The sequence below is a fragment of the Listeria fleischmannii subsp. fleischmannii LU2006-1 genome, from assembly GCF_000344175.1.
Lineage (GTDB): Bacteria > Bacillota > Bacilli > Lactobacillales > Listeriaceae > Listeria > Listeria fleischmannii.
Genome location: NZ_ALWW01000020.1, coordinates 1 through 11,589, shown reverse-complemented (window position 1 = coordinate 11,589; position 11,589 = coordinate 1). Strand labels below are relative to the sequence as shown.

The window sequence follows — 11,589 nt, the reverse complement described above, 5'->3', positions numbered from 1 at the left end:
TTTATTTTGCTAAAAAAATAAATACAGTTTATTATAACATACTTTTTTACAGGAAAAAAAGTAGAGAACTTGTCTAAAAACAAGTTCCCTACCATGACAATTAGTCTACATTCAGGTGACGCTTTCGGTCTGCGTGTAAGGCGTATAATAAAATAAAGAAGGCAACTAAAAACATACCACTCATAAATAAAAAGACATTACTAATCCCGACATAACCAGCTAGTGTCCCTCCTAAAATAGGTCCAATCACATTTCCTAAAAAACGAGCGCTTTGGTTGTAACCAAGCATTTCACCTTGCATAGGGCCAGGCGCTGCAAGACGTATATACGCTGTAATGCACGGAACCATCCCACCAATTGCGATACCAAATAGAAAACGGAAAATAATAAACGTCCATAGATGGCTAATAAACGCTTGTGGGATTACGGTAAGTGCCGCTAAAATGAGTAAAATATTTAAGATTTTTTCATAGCCATATTTATCGCCAAGTCGCCCCCAACTGCGCGTCATTACAAGATTTCCAAAACCGGTTGCCGAGAATGCGAGGCCTGACATAAAGGCGATATTTGAAGAATGCGTCATTTCCCCCACATAGAGGGCTAGAAGGGGTTGTACGCTAAAGTTCGCAATTTGAATTAAGGCTGTAATAATCATAACCGTAAAAAGAACTCTTAGGGTAAAAATTTTCTTCAATACGGCTCTCCGTGAATAGATAGGACGACCCTCTTTTTGGCCATCACTTCGCACTTCTTTAAGACCGAATGCAACAAGGAAAGAGGCGATTAAAATAGCGATACCCGTTACCGTAAAAGTGTTTTTAAAGCCGAATAAATCAGCCATCGCTCCGCCAAGTAAAGGTCCAAATAGCATCCCTGTTACCCCGCCTAGTTGCAGTGTACCAAGAATTTTACCTGCTTCATTCTTATCCGTTTGCCGTGCAATAAAAGCGTTTGAAATCCCAATAAAGCCAGTTACAATCCCCATAAAAATCCGTAAAATAAGTAAATTTGTAACAGAATGAGCAAATCCCATTAGAAAAATACTAATGGACATACCAAACGAGGTGAAGATGAGAATTTTTTTATAGCCAAAGCGGTCGCCAATTCGTCCCCAAATTGGTGAAAAAATAAAGGCGACAAGAAAGGTAACGCCGAAAATATAGCCGGCCCATTTTTGTACATAGGCTGGATCATGGTCACCAAAAGTTTCGATATAAAGTGATAAAAAAGGCATAATCATAGTTGTACTAGCGGACATAAGTAAATTCGCCAGCATACAGATGTATAAATTGCGTTTTTTTACTGACATATTTTGTCATCTCCGTTCGTTTTAGTTTCAAAACGCGCTGTTTTTTATTAGAATAAAGAAGAACTGAATAAATCAGAGCGGCAAGAGTCGCTCTTCTAACAAAAGGAGCGCCTCATGGTTAAAAAAATTATTATATGGATACTTGCAACAATTTTAGTGTTATACATGGTTGCGGTTTTCGTAAATCTTTTAGTAATCTGGTTTGGAAGTTAAATAATTATAAAGGAGCTTACACGTATATGACATACCCTCAATTATCAAAAGAAATCGCTGAAAATGAAATTTTGGCTGAAATGGTGACAAATCGCGGCACAATTAAAATCAAACTTTTCCCAGAAGTGGCGCCAAAAACAGTTGAAAATTTCGTTACACATGCAAAAAATGGTTATTATGATGGCCTAATTTTCCACCGCGTTATCCCTGAATTTATGATTCAAGGCGGAGACCCTGAAGGAATGGGAACAGGCGGCGAAAGTATTTGGGGAGAACCGTTTGAAGATGAATTTTCACAACATGCTTTTAATTTGCGCGGTGCGTTATCTATGGCTAATGCAGGTCCTCATACAAATGGAAGTCAATTTTTCATCGTGCAAAAACCAGATATGCCAGTCGAGATGGTAGGACAAATGGAAGAAGCTGGTTTTCCGACTGAAATCATCGAAGCATATAAAGAAGGCGGCACACCTTGGTTAGACGGACGCCATACAGTTTTTGGACATGTCATCGAAGGAATGGATGTCGTGGATAATATTGCCGGCGTACAAACAGGAGCACAAGATAAACCTGTTCATGATGTTGTCATTGAAAAAATTAATATTGTAGAATAGCCTTATTTTGGCGTAAACTTTGCGTTTTTCTACAAACAGAAAGCGAGTGACATTTTTATGTCCTCGCTTTTTATTATACCTCTATTTCTTGGAAAAATTCATGGTAGAGGGCTTGCACTGCTTTATGTTCATCATCTTTTTTTACACCAAACATAATACTCACTTCAGAAGATCCTTGATTAATCATCTCAATATTGACATTTGCACTAGACAAGGCACGACTAGCGCGGAAGGTTGTTCCAATATTTTGTCGCATCGCTTCGCCTACAATCATAATAAGAGAAAGGCTACGTTCAATGGAGACGAAATCAGCATTTAATTTATGGGTGAGTTCGTGGATTAATTTCGCTTCGAGTGTAGCATCAAGTTGGTTTTCTCGTAAAATAATTGTTAAATCATCAATTCCAGATGGCATATGCTCGTAGTTTAAGCCAGCTCGCTCTAAAATTTCAAGCACTTGTCGACCAAAACCAATTTCGCGGTTCATTAAATACTTACTAATATAAATACTACAAAAACCATCATCACTTGCGATACCAACGACGGGTCCGTTTGACGTATCACGCTCTCGAATGACACGTGTTCCAGTGCTTTCAGGATTGTTTGTATTTTTAATATGAACGGGGATACCCGCACGGAAGGCTGGAATGAGCGCCTCATCATGAAAAACAGAGAAGCCAGCATAAGAAAGTTCACGCATTTCTCGGTACGTCAGTTCAGCTACTTGTTGGGGTTTTTTTACAATAGCAGGGTTTACAACAAAAACCGCATCCACGTCTGTGAAGTTTTCGTAAAGTTCAGCTTGCACGCCGTTTGCGACAATTGCCCCTGTTATATCCGAGCCACTACGGGAAAAGGTAGAAATTTCGCCTGACTTTGTATAGCCGAAAAACCCTGGAAAAATGACAAGCCCTGAGTAGTCGCGCAAAGCGAAAAGATTATCATAGGACTCCGGTAAAACACGTGCCCCTGCGTGATCCTCAGTTACAAAAAGTCCCGCATCTTTAGGGTTAACATAGGTTGCAGTTATGCCCTGGTGGTTAAAAAACGCGGCAACTAGTTTCGCATTATTGTCCTCGCCGCTAGCTTTCATTTTATCCATAAATTGATCAGGATTTGATTTATCTGATTTTAAAATGGCCGTTAAATTCCCGCTGATTTCCGAAATAACAGAGTCATCCATACCCGTATCCAGTACAATATCACGATAACGCGAGATGATTTTATTAAAAATTTCGGTCGTATCTTCTAAAAGCAAAGCCTTTGCCGCACAGTCAATCAAAAGGTCAGTTACCTTCGTATCATCTGAAAATCGCTTTCCAGGCGCAGAAACCACAATGATTTTGCGCATATCATCATTTTTTACAACATCTAATACTTTCATCAGTTGAATTCCGGAAGCAAGAGAACTTCCTCCAAATTTAACGACTTTCATGTATACAACTCCTGTCTTATGTTATCTTGGTTAAGATTTAGGTATTTTCTGTCTATTATCACTCTTTTACTTCAAAAGTGCAATCTATTTTTAGTTTATTTTAAAAATTTCAGCATTTTTGTTAAAAAGCTGTCACATTAATAACGTTTACTTGTTTAAAATCCTTTTCTTATTGTATAATGAGGGTGTTACAACTATAGCCGTTTAATATAGAAAGGAAGAATTCGAATGAAAAATATCGTTTTAATCTGTGCGGCAGGAATGTCCACTAGTTTACTGGTTACAAAAATGGAAAAAGCAGCAGAAGCAAAAGGTGACGATGCTAAAATCGCTGCTTATTCAATCGCTGAAGTTAACGATGTTGTAAAGGATGCTGATGTTGTTCTGCTTGGTCCACAAGTTCGTTACCAAGAAAAAACTGTGAAAGATGCAGTAGCAGGTCGAATTCCAGTTGATGTTATTGATATGCTAGCATACGGGAAAATGGACGGCGAAACAGTATACGCGCAAGCACTAAAATTATTGGAAGAAAATAAATAAAATAACTACTTTAAAATAATAAAAGAGTATAAATCTAGTCCATACATTTTTAGGATGGTTAGGTTTATACTTTTTTTGTCGTTTTTCTAAAAAACACACGAATGATACTTATTCTCGAAAAATAAAAAGCAGAAAGCCGGTGTGAGTACCATCTTAAAAATGGACTTTACTGGATTTCTGCCTTTTTTATTATCTATCCTTCGTCAAACGCCCGTCTTCCATTCGGTAAACATGATCACATAAATCAAGCATTCGCTCATCATGTGTCACCATAATCGCCGCGCGTTCCGTACCTTCGACTTCTTTTCTAAGTAGCTCCACAACCTCGCGGCTTCGCTCGGTATCTAAGCTTGCCGTTGGTTCATCCGCTAAGATGATAGACGGTGAATTAATTAAGGAGCGGGCAATCGCAACTCGTTGCTTTTCCCCCCCAGATAAATCTTTTGGATAAAAGGTTGTCCTTGATTCGAGTCCAAGATGGTTAAGTAAGTCGACACTCTTTTTTGTGACCTCATCTTTATTTTGTTTAGCTTGGTTACCAATAAAGCGAACTTGGTCAACCACACGAAGATAAGGGACTAGATGTGCGGCTTGGAAAATAAAACCAATTTCAGTCAGGCGAATTTGTGTCTGCTCTTTTTTCGTTAATTGGCCAATTTCTTGACCGTTTAAAATAATTTTGCCGTCCGTTGGCGATAAAAGGGCACCTGCAAGTGATAAAAATGTACTTTTACCAGATCCACTAGGGCCAACGATTGCAATTAGTTCGCCGCTTTTAGCTTCAAAATCCGTTTCGCGTAGAGCGTGAATCGTTGTAGGGCCAGATTTATAGTTTTTTGTAACCCCTTCAAATTTTAAAATAGGTTGCATTATTCGTCACCTCCGCGAATGGCATCAAGTGCGTCAACTTTATTGATTTTCCACATCGAAAGCAATGAACCAACGAGTGCTACAACAAAGAAAATCACGCTATATAAGCCGATAGTAAAGTTCGAAATCCGGAATGGCATCGCCTCAGGTAAAACATTAGGTAGTAAAAGTGTCACGCCAACACTAATGAGTATACTAATAATAGAAATGGTAATAACCTGAGTAATAACGCTCGCCGCAATATAACTGGATTTTGTGCCGAGTGCTTTTAAAATACCAAATTGGGTTGTTTTTTGTAGCGTCATCACGTAGAAGAAAGCTGTTAAAATGAAGCCGCCAATGACAATTAAGAAATAAATCATCATATTAAGCGTCATTTGCTCCGCAGAATATCCGGGAATCTGGTCTAGAAATTCGGCTTGGGTTAAAACGGAGAGGTTCTTGTTCGATAAACTTACCGTTTCATTTTTAGGTTGAATCGCAATAGCACTTACTTGTGGGATTTTTTGGTGATATAAAACCGGATTAATGGACTGCCAAGTTGGCATGTTTATATAAACGACCGGCGCATGACTGTACTTTTTGTTTTCTGTAAATCCAACGATTGTCAGCTCCTTATTGAGCATGTCGTCCATTAAAACGTCCCCAAGCTTAATCCCCTCTTTTTTCAAAGAAGAATCTACTACGATTTCATCGGGTTTTGTGACTTCGAGCCCTTTCCCAGAAGAAATTTTTGGGTCAAGGAATGTACCGGGTTGAATCGCGAAGAAGGCGATGCTAAACTTTTTCTCATCACTTTCGCGCTTTAGTGTTTGCATTGACTGTCCAAGAACAGCTGCATCTTTCACTGTTTTATCTTCTTTCACGCTATCCAGCTCATTTTCATCAAAAAGTGAGCGTGACACTTTTCCCTGCGCGTCTTTTGCGATGGCGTAATACGGCACCCCATTATCCGAAACAGCAGAAGCATTGTCATAAGCGAGGCCATTTGCTAGACCTGATAAAATGAGTGAGAGCAACATAATTAAAACCATGATGCCTGTCACGAGTATGTATCGTAATTTTGAATAGAGCATTTCACGTAGCCCTAAAAACATAAAATCTTCAACTCCTTTTATAAAAATATAGAAAAAACGGTTATTTTCGTTCCTCCTAATAAATCTACTACAATTTTAGTATAACAATGATAACGGATATTTGCCAAAACAAAAACCAGACCTCGACAAAGCCTGGTTTTTCATTATTATTTTTGAATCCCAGCAATAAGAGCTTGAACTCCTTTTTGAAGAGTTTCGCGTGGACAAGCAATGTTGAGCCGAATGAATTTATCCGCCACAGCGCCAAAGCCGGAACCCATTTGAACCCCACAACCGGCATCAATAATATCTTGATACAATGTCGCTTCATTCTTCTTAAGTTTCCTAGCATCTAACCACATTAAGTAGGTAGCCTCTAGTTCGGTTACGCCAATTTCAGGGCAATTCTTTCTTAGCTCTTCCTTCACGTATTCAAAATTCCCATAAATATAATCCCGAAGTTCATCTAACCACGCACTACCTTCATTGTAGGCCACCTCTAGCGCAATTTGGCCAAATTCATTAATACCTGGTGAATGAACATATTGTTGTAACTCATTAAATTTAGCACGATATTCAGGATTATCAATAATTAAGTAGGATACTTTTAGAGCCGCCAAATTGAACGTTTTAGTCGGTGCCATAAGCGTAATAATTTGATTTTTATAATGCGGTGCCGCTTTCACGAGCGGTGTGTGAACAAGATGTTTGGCCACCAAATCAGCATGAATTTCATCCGAAACAATAGGCACATTATAACGTTCGCAAAGATCGACCAACTTCGTAAGTTCTTCTTTTTTCCAAGAAATTCCGCCTGGATTTTGAGGATTACAAAGTAAAAATAACTTAATATCATTTGTTGCGAGTTTTTGTTCCATATCCGCAAAATCCATCTCTAACCGCGTACCCGTAAATTTTAATGGCGATAAAACGACTTCGCGTTTCGTCTCATTCCCTGTTACTTTAAAAAACGGCGGGTAAATAGGCGAGTGCATTAAAACTTTGTCCGATGGTTTTGTGAGCGCCCGAACAGCAAGCGAGATAGAAGGGACAACAGCTGAGTTAAAAAGGATAGCAGCTGGATCTATAAGAAAGTCATGTCGCGTTTTATTCCATTCGATAACGGCTTTTGTCATACTTGCTTCACTTTTTGTGTAACCAAAAATCCCGTGTTGAATACGCTTTTCAAAAGCGTTTAAAACGGCCTCAGGTGCCCTAAAGTCCATATCCGCAACCCACATAGGGATAATGTCTTTCTTCCCAAATAAAGTTTCTGCTCCGTCCCACTTCTCGGAATTTGTTCCAAGACGTGGAATGACTTCATCAAATTGACTCATTGTAGTTCCTCCTTTTATGTATAGCGTGTATTCATTTTACAATGTCATTGTATCACAATTTGCTAACGGTGCATCAGCTTTCGCTTTAAAAGATTGAGTAATGAATAATTGTAGTTACGTATAGCAAGTGGTATAATTGTGCATTATCGGTAATTTTGAAAGCAGGTGTTTTAGGATGAGTACATTTCAAGTAGGAGATGTGATAACTGGAAAAGTAACGGGCATTCAAGGATACGGTGCATTTGTTGCGCTGGATGATAGTACCCAAGGGCTTGTGCACATTTCAGAAGTCACACATGGTTTTGTAAAAGATATTCATGATTTTTTAGAAATCGGTCAAGAAGTAAAAGTGAAAATTCTCGATTTAGATGAAGAGAATAATAAAATTAGCCTTTCAATTCGTGCGACAGAAGAAGTGAAGCCAGAAAGAAAATCGCCAGTGAAAAAAGATACTAAAGGCGCTGATGAAGGCTTCAACACACTGCGAGATAAATTACAAGAGTGGGTTGAAAAAGCAGATAAATAATAAGGTTTGGAAACTTCTTTTTTAAGAGGCTTCCGAAATTTTGGATTAAAAAGTCAGATAATTCGCGTTTTATGCAGTATTGCATCAATTGACTAATGGTCAGTGTGAATTTGTGGAATACAGTAAATTAATTTTTTGACTATTTGATTCAATGAAATAATTTGTAATAAAAGGGAGGATACCATGAAAAGGACGATTCAAGTTGAAGGGTTTATCTATAATGAGAAAAAAGATGAAATTTTAGCAGTTCGCAGACGTGATCTTTCTTGGGGATTTCCTGGGGGCACAGTTGAAAAAGATCAAACAATGGAAGAAGCTTTAATTCAAAAAGTCAAACAACAGACAAACGTTGAAATTTCAATTGATAGTTTACTTTTTTGCCGGGAGCGTCGCACAGAATGGGAGCATGTTTGCACAATTGTGTTCAAAGCAACCGCAATTGGTGATTTTAATCGTCCTATTAATGACGAAAGTGTTTTTCGTGTAAAGTGGCTATCTATTCCTACGGCTGACGGGCTTCTTGCTCTTGAAAAAACGCCGTTAAATAAACTGATTTTTGATAAAGGTGTGCTTTATGACCACCTCAATGAGTTTCCTGTTAGTTAGCGACATTCCTTGCTAAAGTTCACTTTTTGCAGTAAAGTTAGAACAGAAATATTTATAATTTTGGAGGGGAAATAATGACACACATTAATTTTGATTATTCCAAAGCACTGCGTTTTTTTGAAGAACGTGAATTAGAGTACATGGAACCTGCAGTTAAAGCAGCGCATGACTTGTTGCATAATGGTACAGGCGCAGGAAGTGACTATCTTGGTTGGGTAGATTTGCCGAGCAATTATGATAAAGAAGAATTCGCACGCATTTTGAAATCAGCAGAAAAAATTAAGAATGATTCAGAGGTTTTAATCGTTATCGGAATTGGTGGCTCGTATTTAGGCGCACGTGCTGCTATCGAAACATTAAACCATTCTTTCTATAATGTATTAGATAAAGCGGACCGCAAAACGCCGCAAGTATTTTTTGCAGGAAACAGCATTAGTTCTACCTATTTACACGATTTAATTGAAGTAGTAGGCGATCGTGATTTCTCTGTGAATGTTATTTCTAAATCAGGTACAACAACAGAACCTGCCATTGCATTCCGAGTTTTCAAAGAACTTTTAGAGAAAAAATACGGAAAAGAAGAAGCTAAATCTCGTATTTACGCAACAACAGATAAAGCAAAGGGTGCGCTTAAAACGCTATCTGATAATGAAGGATACGAAACTTTCGTGGTTCCGGATGATGTGGGTGGACGTTTCTCCGTACTAACAGCAGTGGGACTTCTTCCAATTGCAGTAAGTGGCGTTGATATTCAAAAAATGATGGAAGGTGCTGAAGCGGCAAGTAAAGATTTTGCAAAACCTTCTTTAAAAGAAAATCTAGCTTATCAATATGCAGCAGCACGTAATGTTCTCTATAGAAAAGGGAAGGTAACAGAACTTTTAATTAGTTATGAACCAGGCTTGCAATATTTTAATGAGTGGTGGAAACAATTGTTTGGCGAAAGTGAAGGAAAAGATCAAAAAGGAATTTATCCGTCGAGCGCAAGCTTCTCCACTGACTTGCATTCACTTGGTCAATATATCCAAGACGGTCGTCGCAACCTTTTTGAAACGGTAGTGAAGGTGAAAACGCCACGTCATAATTTAACCATTAATAAAGAAGAAGTAGATTTAGATGGCTTGAACTATTTAGCAGGTGAAACAGTTGACTTTGTTAATACGAAGGCCTTTGAAGGTACACTTCTTGCGCATACAGACGGCGAAGTACCTAACTTTGTTGTAGAAGTACCGGAACTTGATCCATATACATTCGGATATCTTGTTTACTTCTTTGAAAAAGCGGTAGGTATTAGCGGTTACCTAAACGGTGTAAACCCATTTGACCAACCAGGTGTTGAAGCTTATAAAGCGAATATGTTTGCTTTACTAGGGAAACCTGGATACGAAGAGAAAAAAGCAGAATTAGAAAAACGCTTAAACGACTAAAATGTTTAAGGAGTCCTTGCGTTTTGCAAGGGCTCTTTTTTTTGAAAGGAGAAACAATGCTATCAATTGAACGGAAACGCGCAATTGTTCAATATGTAAGATCACGCAAAATTGCTACCGTTAGTGAACTAGCCAGGCATTTTGAAGTGCATGAGGCGACCATCCGTCGCGATTTAACCGCACTTGAAAAAGACAAAAAGCTAAAGCGAACTCACGGTGGCGTTATGATAGAAGAAAAAGTAGTTTCAGAGCCCGATTGGAAAAAAAGAAGCGAAGTCCGCTATGAAGAAAAGAAAAAAATTGCGACTTATGCAGCGGAAATGGTCGAAGAAGGTGACACCATCCTTCTAGATGCCGGCACAACAACCGGACATATCGCTGAAGCCTTAAAGGCACGTTCAGATTTAACAATTATCACAAATGACATTAACGCCGCATCTATTCTCCGTTTTCAAAATCAAAAATCATTGTAACAGGTGGCGTTGTCTACCCTGAAACCTACATTTTAAATGGAATGATAACAAGCGGTACCCTTCGCAATTTACATGTCCACAAAGCATTCGTAACAACTCCGGCTTTAGATAGCGACAAAGGGTTAATGCATTATGACGAATATCTTGTCCCCGCGAAACAACAAATGATTCATTCGGCAGACGAAGTCATCCTCGTAACCGACCATACAAAATTCGGCCGACTCTCGCTATACAAATATGCAGAACTCGATGATCTCTCCTATATTATTACAGGAAGCGAAATTGATCCCGTTTTAAAGCTACAATTTGAAGAAAAAGGAGTTCAAATATACATCACATAAATGGGCGTAACAGAACGTCCAGACATCAAAATCTCAATTGTTTTTCAAGTAATTTAAAAAAAATAAGAAAAACTATTGACGAATGCATAAAAAGTTGGTATATTTATAAACGTTGCTGATGCGTTAAACGCGCATGAGACGAAAGAAAGAATGACCTTTGAAAACTGAACAGAACGAAGATGAAAAAGCGATGAAACAGATGTTTCACCAATCAATTCATAGGACAGGAAACAAAAAGATGTTTCCAAAAAAACTAGTAAGAAGCTAGCAAAGTCAATTTGTGACGCTAAGGAAACTTATTCACGGTGTTGAATAAGTATTCAAATTCGATTTACATTTTAAAGAGAGTTTGATCCTGGCTCAGGACGAACGCTGGCGGCGTGCCTAATACATGCAAGTCGAACGAACCAAAGAGAAGCTTGCTTCTCTGTCGGTGAGTGGCGGACGGGTGAGTAACACGTGGGCAACCTGCCTATCAGCGGGGGATAACACTTGGAAACAGGTGCTAATACCGCATAATAGAGAAGTTCGCATGAACTTCTTTTGAAAGACGGTTTCGGCTGTCACTGATAGATGGGCCCGCGGTGCATTAGCTAGTTGGTGGGGTAAAGGCCTACCAAGGCGACGATGCATAGCCGACCTGAGAGGGTGATCGGCCACACTGGGACTGAGACACGGCCCAGACTCCTACGGGAGGCAGCAGTAGGGAATCTTCCGCAATGGACGAAAGTCTGACGGAGCAACGCCGCGTGTGTGAAGAAGGTTTTCGGATCGTAAAGCACTGTTGTTAGAGAAGAACAAGGATAAGAGTCACTGCTTGTC

General features: G+C 39.0%; 10 protein-coding genes, 1 rRNA gene and 1 pseudogene. 7 read left to right on the top strand and 5 right to left on the bottom strand.

Annotated features, from left to right (window positions below):
• Positions 1-100: 100 nt before the first annotated feature.
• Positions 101-1,309: a lmo2377 family MFS transporter gene (locus tag LFLEISCH_RS07370; protein WP_007475001.1), complete on the bottom strand. Its 1,209-nt coding sequence runs from the start codon at positions 1,307-1,309 to the stop codon at positions 101-103.
• Positions 1,310-1,548: 239 nt separating this feature from the next.
• On the opposite strand from LFLEISCH_RS07370, the gene LFLEISCH_RS07365 reads away from it, so the two are divergent.
• On the top strand, positions 1,549-2,136 hold the full coding sequence (locus LFLEISCH_RS07365) for a peptidylprolyl isomerase (RefSeq protein ID WP_007474999.1): 588 nt from the start codon (positions 1,549-1,551) through the stop codon (positions 2,134-2,136).
• A 73-nt stretch (positions 2,137-2,209) separates the two neighbouring features.
• Here the strand turns inward: LFLEISCH_RS07365 and LFLEISCH_RS07360 are convergent, their stop codons facing one another.
• A complete protein-coding gene (locus LFLEISCH_RS07360; RefSeq protein ID WP_007474997.1) occupies positions 2,210-3,571 on the bottom strand; it encodes an aspartate kinase in 1,362 nt (453 codons plus the stop codon).
• A gap of 228 nt (positions 3,572-3,799) precedes the next feature.
• Here LFLEISCH_RS07360 and LFLEISCH_RS07355 point away from each other — a divergent pair, with 228 nt between their 5' ends.
• A complete protein-coding gene (locus LFLEISCH_RS07355; protein WP_007474995.1) occupies positions 3,800-4,111 on the top strand; it encodes a PTS sugar transporter subunit IIB in 312 nt (103 codons plus the stop codon).
• A gap of 189 nt (positions 4,112-4,300) precedes the next feature.
• Here the strand turns inward: LFLEISCH_RS07355 and LFLEISCH_RS07350 are convergent, their stop codons facing one another.
• The 3 genes from LFLEISCH_RS07350 to LFLEISCH_RS07340 form a co-directional block, all read right to left on the bottom strand.
• Entirely contained in the window at positions 4,301-4,981 is a 681-nt protein-coding gene (locus LFLEISCH_RS07350; RefSeq protein WP_007474993.1) for an ABC transporter ATP-binding protein, read from the bottom strand.
• Positions 4,981-6,078, bottom strand: coding sequence for an ABC transporter permease (locus LFLEISCH_RS07345; RefSeq protein ID WP_007474991.1), 1,098 nt, complete (start codon positions 6,076-6,078; stop codon positions 4,981-4,983). Before LFLEISCH_RS07345 ends, LFLEISCH_RS07350 begins: the two co-directional genes overlap by 1 nt.
• 146 nt (positions 6,079-6,224) lie before the next feature.
• Positions 6,225-7,394 (bottom strand): MalY/PatB family protein, encoded by a 1,170-nt coding sequence (locus LFLEISCH_RS07340; protein WP_007474989.1) that lies wholly within the window; start codon positions 7,392-7,394, stop codon positions 6,225-6,227.
• Between the two features lie 175 nt (positions 7,395-7,569).
• On the opposite strand from LFLEISCH_RS07340, the gene yugI reads away from it, so the two are divergent.
• The 5 genes and pseudogenes from yugI to LFLEISCH_RS07315 form a co-directional block, all read left to right on the top strand.
• Positions 7,570-7,920: a S1 domain-containing post-transcriptional regulator GSP13 gene (gene yugI / locus LFLEISCH_RS07335; protein WP_007474988.1), complete on the top strand. Its 351-nt coding sequence runs from the start codon at positions 7,570-7,572 to the stop codon at positions 7,918-7,920.
• 183 nt (positions 7,921-8,103) lie between these two features.
• Positions 8,104-8,526 carry an NUDIX hydrolase gene (locus LFLEISCH_RS07330; RefSeq protein WP_007474986.1) on the top strand — a complete coding sequence of 141 codons (423 nt, stop codon included), beginning with the start codon at positions 8,104-8,106 and terminating at the stop codon, positions 8,524-8,526.
• A 74-nt stretch (positions 8,527-8,600) separates the two neighbouring features.
• On the top strand, positions 8,601-9,953 hold the full coding sequence (locus tag LFLEISCH_RS07325) for a glucose-6-phosphate isomerase (RefSeq protein WP_007474984.1): 1,353 nt from the start codon (positions 8,601-8,603) through the stop codon (positions 9,951-9,953).
• Positions 9,954-10,009: 56 nt separating this feature from the next.
• Positions 10,010-10,767, top strand: a pseudogene (locus tag LFLEISCH_RS07320) (DeoR/GlpR family DNA-binding transcription regulator).
• A gap of 337 nt (positions 10,768-11,104) precedes the next feature.
• Positions 11,105-11,589: ribosomal RNA gene (locus tag LFLEISCH_RS07315) — 16S ribosomal RNA — on the top strand; the annotation flags it as partial.